Source organism: Microbacterium sp. PAMC21962 (assembly GCF_019443465.1).
In the GTDB taxonomy this organism is placed as follows: Bacteria; Actinomycetota; Actinomycetes; order Actinomycetales; family Microbacteriaceae; genus Microbacterium; species Microbacterium hominis.
This window is the reverse complement of the sequence record NZ_CP080381.1, coordinates 2,544,143-2,559,319: the sequence shown is the minus strand read 5'-3', so window position 1 is coordinate 2,559,319 and position 15,177 is coordinate 2,544,143. Positions and strand designations below refer to the sequence as shown.

Sequence of the window (15,177 nt, the reverse complement as noted above, 5' to 3'; positions counted from 1 at the left end):
GGCCCCTGACGGTGACTCTCGCTTCCGAGAACATGATACCAATTGGTATTGGTATCGTCAAGAGTGCGGTCCCGGCGCTCCGACGCTTCCTCACCCGACGTCACGTCGAGGGATCGCGACGAACGCCATGAGCGGCGCGGAGCCGGCGATCGCGAACGCAGCGGGGTAGCCCACGAGGGCGATCAGCGCCCCCACGGCTGGTGCGACGGCGGATGCGGCGAGGAACTGACCGGTGTTCTGAACGCCCAGAGCCCGCCCCGACCACGAGGCCCCGGCGGCTTCGGCGACGGACGTGTACGCGAGCCCGTTGTCGGCGACCGCGATCGTGGAGGCGACGACGTAGAGTGCAGCGGCGAGCGCGTCGGCGTGCACCCACCCGGCGAGAGCGAGCAGCGCCATCGCGACGACGCCCGCGACGGCCACGCCGCGCAGCAGCCCCACCCGGGTGCCCAGACGGTCGCTGAGGTGCCCGACGCCGATGCGGCCGACCGCACCGACGAACTGCGCCCCCGCGACCACGGCCCCCGCCGCGACCGCCTCCCAGCCGAGTCCCGATATGAGCCAGACGAGACCGAACGTGCTCAGCGCGAACTGCGGGACGACGAGTAGGGCCGACGCGAGGTGGATGCGAAGGAGGAAGCCGTCGCGGCGGTACGGGTTCGCGGCGGCATCCCGCGCCGGACCGGGAGCCGGCCGGGGAGGGTTGCGGATGCCCCACGCGCACAGGGCGGCGAGCGCGAGGGCCACGAGCCCCGCGACGGCGAAGGGAGCGGTGAGGCCACGGCTCTCGGCGAGCGGCGGCACGACGAGCGCCGCGGCCGCGACGCCGAGCGGCTGCGACATCTGCCGGATGCCCATCGCCAGCCCTCTGCGATGCTTCGGGAACCACCCGATCACCACCCGCCCGCTGGCGGCGTTGGTGCTCGCCGACGCCGCGCCGCCGAGGACCAGGAGGATGCCGAGTGTCCCGTATCCCTGGGCGAACACGCACGCCAGGGCGAAGACTCCCGTGAGCGCGAGTCCGCCCGCGATCACCCCGCGCTCTCCGCGGCGGTCGGCGAGCAGCCCCCACAGCACCAGGGTGCACACCATGCCGAACGTCGGTGCGGCCGCCAGCAGGCCCGCCTGGGCCAGCGACATCCCGCCCACGGAGTGGAGCTGGGGGATCAGGTACGCGGGCGCCGAGACCAGGAGCGTTCCCGCCGCCTGCGCCGCGACCCCGAGAGCCAGCATCACCCACGCCCGGCGTGGCACCGGCGCAATCGTCTCCGTCATCGCATCCTCACATGATGTACCGTATTGGTATACCAGTTTGGCGCACCAGGAGGGGGTCCGATGACCACGGCATCCGAGAACGGGACCTACGAGAACCTGCGCACCGCGATCCTCTCCCTCGAGCTGCTGCCCGGCGAGCGCCTCAGCGAGCGCGGCCTCGAGTCGCTCCTCGGTGCCTCGCGCACGCCGATCCGGGCAGCCCTGATGCGGCTCGAGAACGAGGGGCTGACGCGGCGCGATGGGCGCTCCTGGCAGGTCGCGCCGATCGATCTGACCGAGATCCGCGCCGTCATGGAGTACCGCGAGGCCGTCGAGGTGGCGGTCGTCGCACACGCCGTGGACCGGGCGGACGCGACCGACATCGCGGCCCTGGAGGCGATGGCCCGCGACGGCCGCGGCCACGACGACGCCGACGCGGTGCTCCGCGACGGCGGCGACTTCCATCTGGCGCTCGCCCGCCTGTCGCGAAACCCCTTCCTGGTCGAGGCGATGGGCAACGCGCTCACCCGGCTCGTGCGCACGCGGTGGCTCGAGGTGCGCACTCCCGAGTCGCGCGCGCAGGCCGGCGACGAGCACCTCGCGATCGTCGCCGCCGTCGCCGCACGTGACACCGACGGCGCACGCCGCCTCGTGATCGCGCACAGCCGCGGCACGCGCGATCGACTGCTGGAGGCGCTCGCGCAGGAGCGTCAGCGGATGCGGGGACGCGGCCTCTCGATCATCGAGTCGGCGAGCGCGGCCTGACCCGGAGACCCGCACCCCCGGGGCCCGCGTGGCGCGATTCACCGCCTCCCGTGGCGCGCGTTGTCGAGAGCTCCGGCGGCGCCTCATACTTTGCGTATGGGTGGCCGTGGGGGAGCCGAGGTCGTGGAGCATTTCTTCACGCCGCGCCGCCCGGTGTCGGCACGACTGCAGGGTGTCGCGGGCATCGAGGCGATGGACTGGCACTCCCGGATCGTCGCCGATCCGGAGACGTTCTCGATCGCGCTCGATCTGGTCGTCTTCGACTCGCTGGCACTCATCCGGACGACGCTCTCCCCCGCACGGATCGAGCGCACCCCGGCCCACGTGCAGGCGCTCCGGATCGGAACGACCGTGTACCTGCCGATCGGCGGTCGACTGCTGTTCCGGCAGGGCGACACCCGCGTGTCGGCCGTCCCCGGCTCCGCCGTCGCCGTCACGGGCGACCTCCCCTTCGAGATGACCGTCGAGGAGACCGCGCAGGTCATCATCGTCGTCCTGCGCCGCGGTGTCCTCTACGGCCAGGGCCTGCCCGCCACGCCGACGGGCATCCGCGCCCTCCGGGCGACGTCCTTCCTCGCCGCGGTGTGCACGTTCCTGCGCGCGCTGACCGCGGAGCTTCCCAGCCCGCTCACCCAGGTCGGCGTCTCGGCGCAGCAGGCCGTCCTCCATCTGATCGCGGGAGTTTTGGCCGACGATCTCGACGACGGCGCCCGGCCTCGGCGTCAGGACGCGCAGCTCGCTCACGCGTTGAGCTTCATCACGGCGAATGCCGCCGACTCGGAGCTGAACACCCTCGACGTCGCGACGGCGGCGGGCCTCTCCGTCCGTCATCTGCAACGGATTCTGGCCGCCGCCGGCACCTCCGTGGCCGCCGAGCTGCGACGGGCGCGTCTGGAGCGCGCGTGCGCGACCCTCACCGATCCGGCCCGTCGGCTCTTGAGCGTCGAGGATGTCGCGCGCGTCAGCGGCTTCGGCAATCTCGAGCGCATGCGACGCGCTTTCGTCCACGGGCTCGGCGTCACCCCCGCCGCGTACCGCTCAGCCGGCGCTCCCCGGCTGCCCACAGGCCTCGCGCGCTGACAGCGCGTCAGGAAACATCCCGTCCCTCACATCGAAAGACTCCCATGCGACTTCTCGAGACCGCGACCCCCATCTCCTACCCCTACCAGGGCTTCTGGGGCTCGTTCGGAGATCTGATCTGGTGGTTCCTCACCCTCTTCCTGATCTTCACCTACCTGTTCGTCCTCTTCGCGATCATCAGCGACCTGTTCCGCGACAACACCCTGAAGGGCGGGTGGAAGGCCGTGTGGATCGTCTTCCTGCTGTTCTTCCCGATCGTGACGGCGCTCGTGTACCTCGTCGCGCGCGGTCGCAGCATGGGCCAGCGCAACCAGGCGCAGGCCGCGCAGATTCGGGAGGCCCAGTCCGACTACGTGCGGTCGCTGGTCGAGCCGAGCACCCCGGCCGATCAGATCGCGAAGGCGAAGGCCCTGCTGGATGCCGGGACGATCACGCCTGCGGAGTTCGACGCCCTCAAGGCCAAAGCCCTCTCCTGACACGCGACCGGTGCGGACCCCGGCCCCTCGGGGTCCGCACCGGCGCTTTCGTCCACCGTCGCCGAGTCGTACCATTCCACAGACATGAGTGCCGAGCTTTCTCCCATCGAACTCACCAGCGGGATGATCCTGAGCGACGAGATCTACGCCCGCATCGGTGCGGCGATCGCCGACGGCACGTTCCCTCCGGGCCACCGGCTCCGCGACGTCGAGCTCGCGCGGCAGCTCGGCGTGTCCCGGACGCCCGTGCGTGAGGCGCTGCAGCGACTGGAGCGCTTCGGGCTCGTCGAGATCGCGGTCGGCCGCTACACCCGGGTCACCGCTCCCGACGATGCGCTCCGCCGCGACACCGGCGAGTTCGCCGCGTACTTCCTGGGCAACGCGGTGAACCTGGCCGTCTCCCGGTGCTCGGACGAGGACCTCGCCGACATCGTCGGCACCGTCGACGCCGCCCTCGCGGGCATCGACGCGGGCGAGCCGGCAGCGGTCTTCGCCGCGGCATCCGCCTTGGGGCTCCTCGCCACGCGGGCGACGGGCAACGGGGTCTTCCTCACGATCATCCGCGAGACTTCGATCGTGGTGCAACGCAACCTCCGGGGGTGGTCGGGCGTCGTCGCCAGACCGGCACCGCGCCGCGAGAACTGGCAGCGGCTGCGCGACCGCATCGCCGCGCGCGACGCGGTCGGCGCGGAACAGGCCATCCGGACGCTCTACGGCGTGACGCCCGGCGCCGCGCCGGCGTCACCCGACCCCTGACCCCGTCACCGGATGTCCGTCCGCGAGATCTCGCCGAGGCGGGCGCGGGCGACGTGGACGGTGGGAGTCAGCGCGCCCGTCGCGGTTCCCGTGATCGATCCGCGTACACCGGTCATCCCCACGGATGTCGTGGCCTCCACCTCGAGCCGGTACGTGCCCTCTGCCGCGGTCCGCCGGTCATGCAGGCCGATGCGGCCATCCGTGGAGCCCGAGGTCGTGCACCTCAGAACCTCACGATCCGCGCTGTCCTCGATGTCACAGCTCCACTGGTCGGGCAGGCTCGCGAAGGAGATGCCGCTGGGCACGGAGACCGTGAGGTTCAGCTGCGATCCGGTGTCGTCATCCAGATCGAGTCGCAGATGGATCATCCCCGTGCCGTCGCCGGCAGCGACCGACTCGACGACGAGCTCAGCCGAAGGCCCCCCGGCATCCGGGGCACCCGCCGTGTCGCCGGACGTGGCCGAGGGAGAGAGCGAGGACGCGACGAACCCGCCGAGGAGTACCGCCCCTGCGGCCGCCGTCACCGCGCCGGTCGCTTTTATGACCGTGGGCGCGTTGCGCGCCCACGCCCCCCTCGGTGCAGCGCGCCCGTCCACGCCGACGCCGGGGCCGGGTGCCGCGTCATCCTGTACCACCCGATCGTCCGCAGATGCCGCCGCGGGACGGATCAGGCCGGTGGTGTCCGCAAGGACCAGGAGCCCCGCAATCCCGAACGCGCCACGGAGCGCGGCGAAACGAATCCACACGCGGCGACAGCGATCGCACGAGCGGATGTGATCCATCGCGGCGGCATCAGCCGTGTCCTCCACCCGATCCGCGATCGCGCTCGGAAGCGTGGATGCGGCTCGACGACAATCCGGCGGCGCGTCCTCGGCCAGCATGATCGACAGCGTCGCCCGTCGCAGCGCGAGCTTCGCCCGCCGATTGAGGGAGTGGATCGCCGCAGCAGGTCGCCCCAGTTCGTCGACGAGGTCGCCCGGCTTGCGTCCATCGAGGATCGTCGCCTTCAAGATCGCTTGATGGTCGGCGCTGAGGCTGGCCAACGCGGCGACGACGTAGCCGGCCTCGCGATGGAGTTCCACGCGCTCGATCTCCGGGGATGCCGCGGCGACGAGAACCTCCTCGCCGGGGAGCGCCGACGTGCGCGATCGTGGAGAGCGGGCCTCGTCGATGACCCGATTGCGCATCGATTGGACGATGTAGCCGACGACCCCCTCCCGCGGACCGAGTCCTCGACGCCACCGATCGAGGACGGAGGTGATCGCCTCGGAGACCAGGTCATCGGGATCGACGAGCCCACCGGAGACGCGGTGAGCGATGGCGTGCAGCATCCGGAGGTTTCGGGCGAAGAACTCCGCGGCCGCCGCCGCATCGCCGGATGCTGCAGCGGCGGTCAGGTCATCGTCATGCTCATGCATCTCTTCGGCCCTTCGTGTCGCCGCCCTTTTCACCCACGGCGCACCAGTGCTGCACGCAGCCCCGTACGACCTCGCCACGTGCCGTCGTCGTCTCGATCGTCCGGACGCCACCGGAGCCTCAGCGACAGATTCTGAACGCACCTTCGTGGGGTGGGTGGGACGTATCCGGCCCCGGACTCGAACGTTGCGCGGAGAACGCATCCTGGCCAGTATGGATCACAAGGGGGAAGTATTCAAATGCATGCAAATGGGCGATCGACGCTGCCCGGGGAAAGGGCCGCACCGCGTGCCCGACGCGTCAGCATCCTCGCATTCGCGTTCACAACAGCCGCTGCGCTGGCCTCGATGGCGGCGCCGGCGATGGCGGCAGAGCCGCCGGTGATCGGCTCCGACGGCGAGTATCGGGACGTCCAGCACTGGGACACCCAGTACAGTTCACCGGACGAGCCACCGTTCGCGCACTTCGGCACGCCCACCAACGGTGTCGTCGGTGCCGACGGCTCCCTCTATGTGATGGCCAACTACTCGTCGGGGAGCTCGCCGCTGGTTCAGCGGTACGACCCGACCACGGGGGACGTGCTCGCGAGGTTCGGCGTCGTCGAAGGCGATCCGGGTGACGAGTACTACAGCATCTCGCCAACGGGACTCTGGGCGGATCCCGACGGATCGATCTGGGTCATCGGAACCAACGCGGGAAGCGTGCTGGCTCATTTCTCCGCCGACGGTGTGCCGTTGTCCGTCACGTCGCTGAGCACCCCGAACTCGCCGGTGGGTCTGGTGCGACTGAACGACGGTCGATTCGCCACGATTATGAACGGCTTCACCCCGTCCGTCGGGACGATCGACGGGGCGACGGGCACCGTGACGGAAGTCGCCCTCCCCGCAGGCGTGGACGCACTCTCTGCGGCGGGTCAGCTCAACCTCACCCCGGACGGCGCGCTGCTGTGGGTGGCGTCGGGGACGCTGTACACGGTGAACCCCGACGGCTCCGGGCTGACCGCCACGGCGGCCCCTGACGTCGACCAGGCCACGATCGGCGCCGACGGAAGGCTCTACACCGTCAACTCGAGCGCCGCGATCTTCGTGACGGACCCCTCCGACCTGAGCCTGCCCGGCACACAGATCGCCGCCGACAGATCCTCGCCCACGTTCGCGTCGGTCATGCCGATGTCGACGCTGGGCGTCACCGCCGGCGCTGACGGCACCGTCTACGTGCTCGGGTACTACTACCCTCAGGACCCGGCCGCCACCAACAGCATGGGCGTCATCGCCCTCCGGCAGATCCACTCTCCCGTGCTCACCGCCACGCGCCGATACGAGATCACCGCGTGCCAGGCATTCACCTCCGACGCCCCGACGGCGAGCGGGACCCCGGAACCCGCTTGGTTCGGCATCTCCAGCGGGGAGCTGCCTCCCGGCCTCGCGCTCGACGAGACGACGGGGATCATCTCGGGGACGGCGACGACGCCCGGCGACGTCGTCGTGACCCTCAAGACGAGCAACGGCGTCACTCCCGCCCCGGGGGTGACCACCGACACGGCGACCGTCACCCTGTCCGTCCGGGAGGGCTCGTTCACACCCGGAGCCGTCACGGTCACCGGGACGCCGCGTTCGGGTCAGACCCTGACCGCGAGCCCCGGCACCTGGACGCCGACCCCGACCACCGTCACGTACCAGTGGCTGCGCGACGGTGACCCGATCGACGGAGCCACCGAGCAGCAGTACCTGATTCGAGACGCGGACCTCGGGCACACCCTGTCCGTGCGCGTCGACGCCGCCGCGGCATGCACGGTGGACGCGGAGGCGACCTCCCCCGCCCTCGTCGTGGCTGCAGCGGAGACGCCGTCTACCGACGCGTCGCCCGCCGCGGCGACGCCGGCACCGGCTGTCGCCGACGCGAGCGCAACACTCGCCCATACGGGCGGCGAACAGCCCTGGGGGTGGGGTGCGCTGGGCGCGCTGATGATCGTGCTCGGTGGGGCGACGTTCGCCCTCGCGGGACGCATGCGGCGCAGCTGAGAGACGAGCGGACGACGTCGACGTCGGATGAGGAGGGGGAGCGCTTGGGGAACGCTCCCCCTCCTCGGCGGCGCCTGGGGAACGCCGGCCTGGCGTCGGCTGAGAGCCTCGCCGAGGAACATCTGGGGAATGCCCTCACCCTCACACACGAAGAGCTGACCGGATTCTGTCGCTGCCCGGCCTGGTCGGCCTGTCCGCACCGATAGATTTCCCCCGTTGCGTCGTTTGTTAAGAGGACAGCTCACATCCGTGGGTCGGCCATCTCGAAACGATCGGACACCACCATGCCGGACTATTCCGCTATCGGCGCAGCCCTGACCACCCCGGAGGCCTTCCTCGCCCTCACCGATGAGGCGGGTGTCTTCGGCGTGAAGAAACAGGCGAAGGCTGCACTCGAGGTCTGGAATCAGGCAGAGTCGCGCTACGTCGGTGCGTACCGCGGCTTCGTCGCCCCCGGCGGCAAAGGCACGGGGTTCGTGATCCGCACCTTCTGGGATCCCACCCGCACGACCCCGGACGTCGATGCGATCACCGTAGCCGTGCAGACAGCTCTTCCCGTCGCCCTGACCCGAGCGGACGAGAAGATCACCTGGAAGACGCGCAACAACAAGCAGTCCAGCTTCTTCCTCTGGCAGGTCTCTCACCAGCAGGCGCTCTCGCAGTGGTTCCAGGAGCGCTTCGGGGTCAGTGCGTGCGCGACCCAGCTCTTCGACCGAGCAGATCTCCATCAAGACACCGCCGTCGTTGCGCGCTCCGGCGGCATCGATCGTCTGTGGTCGCTGACATCCGCCGACCGATCGCGGAATGCGATCTGATTCCCGGGCACCGTTCTCGCAACGACTGCTGAGGGGGTTCCTCTCTGCGATCGGCTACGTGCTGACCCTCCTGGGAGTCATCGCGCTGGTCGTCGCCGCAGCGGCCCCGTCGTTCGGTGGAGCGCTGCGCGCCGGCATCGTCGCCGCGACGATCCTTGCCGCATTCGGCCCCGTCGCGGTCGCCGTCGCCTACCTTCTGGTGCGTGCCCGAAACCGACGTCTGGAGTCGCACATCGGCGCGTCGCCGCTGTCCGAGCGCGCGTTGACGACGCAGACGGTGCTCGGCTCGCTGTCGAGAATCTGGCCGGCGGGCGCACACGGAGCGGATCTGGAGAGCGCGGTGCTCGGCGACGAGTTCCGTATCGCCGAGTCGACGGTGCGCGCGCTCGCGCCGGACGTTCTGCTCGCGTTCCTCTGGGTAGCGCGCCCCGCACAGCCGAGCGACTTCGCGACATCCCCGGAGTTCGCCGGCCTCCCGGTGCCCGTCCAAGACGCGATCATCCTGCTGGACCTGCGCCGCGATGTCGAGCTGCGGGGCGTCGACGTCGCTCTGACCGCGGGATCCGGCTTCTATCACCACGATCGGGCGAAGACGATGGCTGCCGTGCGGCGCACGGCGAACGCGGCTCTGGCCCGTGAGCTCGAGTCTCCTCAGCCCAGGGCCGAGGCACTGCTCGCCGCGCTCGACGAGCCTTCCACCTGGGAGCGCCTGCTCCACGGCTGATCGACCGGCTCGCGCGGGGCGATCACGACCGCGGCAGCACCCCGTCGGCGACACCGTGGAGGGCGTAGGAGCCGGACCGACCGTCGACCTCGAGGTGGTAGACGGTGACGGACGTGTCGGGGTTCGGACGGATCGTGATGGTCGCGTCAATCGGCCCGGAGCCGGGTCGGCATTCGAGCGTGGACGTCACGTATCGACAGTCCCACCCCGACGGCACCGCCTCGACCGTGCCGCCCGTCACCAGGATCTCCACGGAATCCACCTGCCACGACGCCGCACTCACATCGAAGTCGATGGAGAGCTGCGTCGCGGAGATCGGCCTCACATCGAGTCGACCCTCAGGTTTGACCTCCCCGGCGCCCGTCGCACCGAAGACTCCCGCGGTGACGACCAACACCCCCGCGAGCCCCAGGGTCACACCGGCGACGGCGAGGATCGAGCGAGCACGCGGAGGTGAGGGCGCCCGTCGCGGGCCCGACCGGTGCTCGGGCGAGGCCTCCTCGGGGCGCTCTTCTACGGCAGATGCTCCACTCGGCCGGTCCGTGAGCGCGACGACGAGACCCGCTCCGACACCGAGGGCGGTCGGGATCGTCGCCCACCTCGCCCAGTTCCCCTGGCAGGTCCGGCAGCCTTCGACGTGACGCATGCCCGCGTCGCGCACGTCGTGATCGCGCCAGTCCGCAGACGGCACGCGGGGGATCTCCCTCGCATTGCGTCGACAGTCCTCCTGACCGCTTCGAAGGCTCTGGATGAGAGCCTGACGACTCAGGTTCGCTTTCGCCCGCTTCAGCAGATTCGAGATCGCCGGAGCGTTCCTCCCCAGCTCCGTGGTGAGTTCACGAGGCTTGCGACCGCCGACGACCACGTCGAGGAGCACCCGCTGCTGGTCCCGCGGAAGCTCCGCCAAAGCCTCCCGGATGAGGGCGGACTCACTTGCCAACTCGGCGTCGCGCAGACTCCGCACGGCATCGTCGTCGACGAAGAGGTCATCCTCCGGGAGCGGGACGTTTCGTGAACGAGGAGAGCGCAGCTCGTCGACCACGAGGTTTCGAATGGTGCGTATGACGTACGCGTGAGCCAGCTGATCCGGGCCTGTTCCGTCGTTCCACTTATGAAGGAGGCGGACAAGCGCTTCGCTGAGAAGCTCATCCGCGTCCAGGGGTGGGAGCACGATCTTGACCGCCGTCGCGCGCAGGAACGGGAGCACGTGGCGGAGGTATTCGGCAGCCGCGTCGTTCTCTCCTTGCGCCGCCCGCACATTCAGGCGTGCGAGTGTTGCTGCCTCCTCGCCTTCGGGGAGAGTCATGGGAACTCCATCTTGGTTGGCACCGCCTTCACCGCCGACATCGATGCGCTCGAGTGACGTGTGGGTGGAATCGGTGAGGGACGTGACGACGCTCACGCAGCCGGAAGGAGCGCTTCACTGCTCCTGCAGCGAAACGCCCCTCCCGGTGTCAACGACGGTGCGGCGAGCTCAGCGGCGTCGGATCACATGACGACGCGCAGCGAACAGCACGCCACCCGCGACCAACATCGCAGTACCGACGGAAACCAGCAGCCAGCTGGGCCCATTCCCACCCGTCACCGCCAGATGCGAAGACGGCGAACCGGTCGACAGCACCACCGCGGACGGCACCACCGCGGACGGCACCGCGACGGTCACGGTGTACTCGCGAGTGTCCTGACCGGCCGCATTGGTGGCCGAGATCGTGAAGGTGAACGTTCCTCCCTGGGTCGGAGTTCCCGTGATCTCCCCCGTAGCCGGGTCGAGCGTGAGCCCCGGCGGCAACGAACCGCCCGCGACGGCGAAGGTGATCGTCGCGTCACCGGTGGCCTCGACGACGGTCTGATACCCCGTGCCGACGGTGCCGCTCGGCACGGACGGAGTCGTGATCGTGGGCGGAACGGCCGCAGGAACGATTCGCACGGTGTAGGAGTGCGTATCGGACCCGATCGCGTTCGTCGCCGTCACCGCGAAGGTGAAGACGCCGTCGGTCGTCGGGGTCCCCGCCACGACCCCGGTGGCGGGGTCGAGCGTGAGACCCGGGGGCAGCGACCCGCTGGCTACCGAGTAGGTGACGGGCACGGAGCTGGTGGCCGTCACCGTGGCGGAGTACGCCGTTCCCACGACCCCGTTCGGCAGGCTCTGCGTCGTGATCACCGGCGGCGCGATGTAGGTGAAGCCGTCCACGTACACGACGGGATCGATGGCGACCGGGCCCGCGACACTCCCCCCGTAGATCGAGACGATCACCGCCACATCGACGGGACCTTCCGGGTGGGCCGGTGTCGTCACCGTCAGCCCCGAGGGGGTCGTCGCAAGGCCGGTTCCCGGGAGGGAATCGAAGGTCACCTGCGAGACGGCGAAGTTCGGCCCGAGCACGGGAGAGGGCGAGGAGCCGAACATCGAGCCATTGCCGTACTGGCCGCCCCAGTTCTCACCCCAGACGTAGACCTTTCCGTCGCTGCCGACCCCGCGTGTCGACCAGTTCCCCGCGGCGATCGCTACCAGGGAGACTCCGGTGGGGATGACGCCCTGGCCGACGGCCACGGGGGTGGACCGACTCGTGGTCGTGCCGTCGCCGAGCTCACCGTACGTGTTGTCGCCCCAGGAGTACACGGTGCCGTCCGAGGTCACGGCAAAGCCCGAGTTCCTTCCCGCCGTGAGGGTGACGACGGAGGCACCTGCAGGGATCGCACCATCGGAGACGACAACCGGCACGGAGGACGTCACGGTCGTCCCGTTGCCGAGCTGGCCACTCGCGCCGTTACCCCACGCGTAGACGTGTCCGTCGTCACCGAGAGCCGCCGCCCATCGAAGACCGGCGACGACAGAGGTGAGCCGGACGCCGGACGGAACCCCACCAGCGGCCACCGCCACCGGCGACGTCTTCGACACCGTCGTCCCGTCGCCGAGCTGACCGTAGTCGTTGGCGCCCCAGGCATAGACCTTGCCGTCGTCACCGAGGGCGTACATGCTCGACCCTGCGCTGGCGACGTCGGTGAATCGAACTCCCGACGGCACGGCACCCTGCGCCACGGCTACCGGCGCATTCCGGTTGATCGTGGACCCGTCGCCGAGCTGGCCGGAACTGTTGTCCCCCCAGGTGTAGGCGCGACCGTCTCCGAGAGCGATCACCGAGTCGCCGAAACTCAGCCCGCCGTCATACCGAGCGGCGACCTTCGTGAGAGGGACGCCCGCGGGGACGGCACCCTGAGACACGGGACTGGGTGTGGCGTGGCTCGTGTTCGTTCCGTCGCCGAGCTCGCCGTAGTCGTTCGCGCCCCACGAATACAACACACCGTCGTCACCGGTCGCGAACGCGGACGATTGGCCCGAAGTGACCGACGTGAAGGAGATCCCGGCGGGCCGCACGACCTCCACCGGAACCGTCTCCTGCGTCCACGCCGTCGAGCCGGTCCCCAGCATCCCGTTGCCGGTGGACATCCCGTTGGAGAAGATCCGCCCGTCTGCGGTGATCGCGAACCCGACGTAGAAGCCGACGGCCGCGTCGACGAACCCGTAGTCGGAGCCATCGATGCTGACAGAGGTCCCGCCGACGACCGGACCGAAGTCAGGATCCGGGAGTGCTACCGCGGGAGCCGCGACGAGGACGGCAGTGAGGGCCGCGGCAGCCGTCGCAAGGGTCGCGGTCACGACGCGCCTCTCCGTCAGCCGGTGGCGCCTCCCTCGCGTGTCGGCGGTGGTGGATGGCATGTGATCTCCGTTCAGTCGAAAAAGGACCCGGAGAAGCGATGCGTCACCGACGATGCCGTCGCTTGATTCACCCCCGCACCCCCAGATGCATCAGCCAAATGTATAGACACACCAGCCGAATGTATAGCTGCCATGACGCGAGATTGACGACCTGCCGTCCAGGAGATTCGAGAACGATAGAAAACGATCGTTGGCTCGTTGATATACAGTGCGGGGTTCTTTGAGGCGACTCGAAATCGCCGCGCTCGGGTGCTGAGGACTGGGGGGTTTTCAGCGGCGCCGACCTCACGTTCCCCAAGCGTGAGAGCGGTCGCAGGGTGGGATGTCCGACCCCACCGGCTCCCACCCACCCGAGGTTCACATCCCCCTGATCCCTCGTCCGCCCATTCGGGAATGACGCCACGCAACGCTGATCGGAAATGCGCGACGATCATTCGGTGCGGCGCGCCCGGAAAGGCCCCGAACAGCAGAAAAGGCCACCCCGGAGGGTGACCTTTTCCATCGAACCGTAGGAGACCAGATCACCACCGGTGAAGCCGGGGTGATTTCCTTCGTCTTCCTGTGGTGCGCGAGGGGGGAGTTGAACCCCCACGCCCTTTCGGGCACTGGCACCTGAAGCCAGCGCGTCTGCCTATTCCGCCACTCGCGCGAGCCGCGACATCCGAAGATCTCACGGACTCAACTTCCCGAGGATATCACGAGACGGGAGGCGTTTCGACTCGGCGCTGCGCGCCTCGCTCAACGCACGGGGCGGGCGGGGCCCCCGGTCGTTGAGCGAGCGCAGCGAGTCGAAACGCGACGCCCGACATCGCACGTTCCGCGTGCGCTCAGCCTGTGCAACTAGCATGTACGCACCGGTCGGCGATCCTGAGGAGCCCTGTGGGACTACTGGACAGCTTCGAGAAGGGACTCGAGCGCGCAGTGAACAGCGCGTTCGCGAAGTCCTTCCGTAGTGGCATTCAGCCCGTCGAGATCGCGGCCGCCCTGCGCAGCGAGCTCGATGCGAAGGCTGCCGTCGTCAGCCGCGACCGCATCCTGGCCCCCAACACGTTCGAGGTGCGCATGTCGCCGGCGGATGCCGAGCGCATGCTGTCCCTGGGCAGCGCGCTCGACTCCGAGCTGCACACGCTCGTCGATGCGCACGCGAAGGCACAGGGCTTCACGTTCGCGGGACCCGTGACCATCTCGCTCACCGCGGATCCGACGCTGTCGACGGGGACGCTGCGCGTGGCATCCCAGACGGCCGCCGGCCAGGTCGCGTGGCGCGGCGTCGTGGAGATCACCGGAGCGCAGCACCCCCTCGCGAAGGGGCGCACCGTCATCGGGCGCGGCAGCGACGCCGACATCACCATCCCGGATGCCGGCACCAGCCGCCGCCACGTCGAGATCCTCTGGGACGGCGAGCGCGCGATGGTCCGCGACATGGGCTCCACCAACGGCACGCAGCTGAACGGCACCAAGATCGCGGAGGCTCCGCTGCCGCCCGACTCGGTGATCACGATCGGACGCACCGACATCGTCTTCCGCGTCGTCGCACAGGCGACGCCTCCCCGCCCCACCACCTCTGCCGCCGACGCGACCCGCGCCTTTGGATTCGGAGGATCCGCGTGAGCGAGTTGACCCTCCTGCTGCTGCAGATCGGATTCCTGATCCTGCTGTGGTTCTTCGTGTTCGCCGTCGTCTACTCCCTGCGCGCCGACCTCTTCGGCGTGAAGGTTCGAAAGCTCCCCGAGCCGGCGGCCGCGGGGCTCGCCCCGGCGGCGGCATCCGCTCCCGCGCAGGCCGCCACGGCGCCCATCGCCCCCGCCGCCCCCGCGGCGGCGCCCACACCGAGCGGGCCGCAGAAGGCGACCCGCGACGCCGTGTCGCGCATCGTCATCACGAGCGGACCGAAGGCCGGCCTCGAACTCCCCCTCGGCTCCGAGGCCCTCACGATCGGCCGCTCCAGCGAGTCCGGGCTCGTCATCCGCGACGACTACACGTCCAGCCATCACGCCCGCCTGCTGCTGTGGGGCGACCAGTGGATGATCCAGGACCTCGACTCCACCAACGGCACCTGGCACGACGGCGCACGCGTGAGCACCCCGGTGCCCGTGCGCGTGGGCGCACCGATCAAGGTCGGCGCGACGACGTTCGAGCTGAGGAAGTAGCC

General features: G+C 69.7%; 13 protein-coding genes and 1 tRNA gene. 9 read left to right on the top strand and 5 right to left on the bottom strand.

Features of this window, described 5'->3' with window-relative positions; all coding sequences use genetic code 11:
• Positions 1–90 precede the first annotated feature (90 nt).
• The gene (locus tag KY498_RS12260; protein ID WP_191009245.1) at positions 91–1,275 is read right to left on the bottom strand and encodes an MFS transporter; all 1,185 of its coding nucleotides are present in this window, start codon (positions 1,273–1,275) and stop codon (positions 91–93) included.
• 60 nt (positions 1,276–1,335) lie between these two features.
• Here KY498_RS12260 and KY498_RS12255 point away from each other — a divergent pair, with 60 nt between their 5' ends.
• The 4 genes from KY498_RS12255 to KY498_RS12240 all read left to right on the top strand — a co-directional run bounded on the left by KY498_RS12255 (position 1,336) and on the right by KY498_RS12240 (position 4,331).
• Positions 1,336–2,019, top strand: a complete 684-nt coding sequence (locus tag KY498_RS12255) for a GntR family transcriptional regulator (protein ID WP_191009246.1) — start codon at positions 1,336–1,338, stop codon at positions 2,017–2,019.
• Positions 2,020–2,115: 96 nt separating this feature from the next.
• On the top strand, positions 2,116–3,099 hold the full coding sequence (locus KY498_RS12250) for an AraC family transcriptional regulator (protein ID WP_219879385.1): 984 nt from the start codon (positions 2,116–2,118) through the stop codon (positions 3,097–3,099).
• A gap of 44 nt (positions 3,100–3,143) precedes the next feature.
• On the top strand, positions 3,144–3,575 hold the full coding sequence (locus tag KY498_RS12245) for an SHOCT domain-containing protein (RefSeq protein WP_060959618.1): 432 nt from the start codon (positions 3,144–3,146) through the stop codon (positions 3,573–3,575).
• Between the two features lie 84 nt (positions 3,576–3,659).
• Positions 3,660–4,331 (top strand): GntR family transcriptional regulator, encoded by a 672-nt coding sequence (locus KY498_RS12240; protein ID WP_191009248.1) that lies wholly within the window; start codon positions 3,660–3,662, stop codon positions 4,329–4,331.
• Positions 4,332–4,336: 5 nt separating this feature from the next.
• Here KY498_RS12240 and KY498_RS12235 read toward each other — a convergent pair whose 3' ends face one another.
• Entirely contained in the window at positions 4,337–5,749 is a 1,413-nt protein-coding gene (locus tag KY498_RS12235; RefSeq protein ID WP_191009249.1) for a sigma-70 family RNA polymerase sigma factor, read from the bottom strand.
• Between the two features lie 360 nt (positions 5,750–6,109).
• Here KY498_RS12235 and KY498_RS12230 point away from each other — a divergent pair, with 360 nt between their 5' ends.
• The 3 genes from KY498_RS12230 (at position 6,110) to KY498_RS12220 (ending at position 9,307) form a co-directional block, all read left to right on the top strand.
• Positions 6,110–7,768 (top strand): putative Ig domain-containing protein, encoded by a 1,659-nt coding sequence (locus tag KY498_RS12230; RefSeq protein WP_191009250.1) that lies wholly within the window; start codon positions 6,110–6,112, stop codon positions 7,766–7,768.
• A 284-nt stretch (positions 7,769–8,052) separates the two neighbouring features.
• Positions 8,053–8,583 carry a hypothetical protein gene (locus KY498_RS12225; RefSeq protein WP_191009251.1) on the top strand — a complete coding sequence of 177 codons (531 nt, stop codon included), beginning with the start codon at positions 8,053–8,055 and terminating at the stop codon, positions 8,581–8,583.
• Positions 8,573–9,307 carry a hypothetical protein gene (locus KY498_RS12220; RefSeq protein ID WP_191009252.1) on the top strand — a complete coding sequence of 245 codons (735 nt, stop codon included), beginning with the start codon at positions 8,573–8,575 and terminating at the stop codon, positions 9,305–9,307. Before KY498_RS12225 ends, KY498_RS12220 begins: the two co-directional genes overlap by 11 nt.
• Before the next feature lie 22 nt (positions 9,308–9,329).
• Here the strand turns inward: KY498_RS12220 and KY498_RS12215 are convergent, their stop codons facing one another.
• The 3 genes from KY498_RS12215 to KY498_RS12205 all read right to left on the bottom strand — a co-directional run bounded on the left by KY498_RS12215 (position 9,330) and on the right by KY498_RS12205 (position 13,674).
• Positions 9,330–10,613 (bottom strand): sigma-70 family RNA polymerase sigma factor, encoded by a 1,284-nt coding sequence (locus KY498_RS12215; RefSeq protein ID WP_219879384.1) that lies wholly within the window; start codon positions 10,611–10,613, stop codon positions 9,330–9,332.
• A 168-nt stretch (positions 10,614–10,781) separates the two neighbouring features.
• Positions 10,782–12,965 carry a putative Ig domain-containing protein gene (locus KY498_RS12210; RefSeq protein WP_191009254.1) on the bottom strand — a complete coding sequence of 728 codons (2,184 nt, stop codon included), beginning with the start codon at positions 12,963–12,965 and terminating at the stop codon, positions 10,782–10,784.
• A gap of 622 nt (positions 12,966–13,587) precedes the next feature.
• Positions 13,588–13,674, bottom strand: a tRNA-Leu gene (locus tag KY498_RS12205).
• Positions 13,675–13,904: 230 nt separating this feature from the next.
• Here KY498_RS12205 and KY498_RS12200 point away from each other — a divergent pair.
• Entirely contained in the window at positions 13,905–14,636 is a 732-nt protein-coding gene (locus KY498_RS12200; protein WP_191009255.1) for a DUF3662 and FHA domain-containing protein, read from the top strand.
• The gene (locus KY498_RS12195) at positions 14,633–15,175 is read left to right on the top strand and encodes an FHA domain-containing protein (RefSeq protein ID WP_101307093.1); all 543 of its coding nucleotides are present in this window, start codon (positions 14,633–14,635) and stop codon (positions 15,173–15,175) included. The genes KY498_RS12200 and KY498_RS12195 overlap by 4 nt, the downstream gene beginning before the upstream one ends.
• The last annotated feature ends 2 nt before the right edge of the window (positions 15,176–15,177 follow it).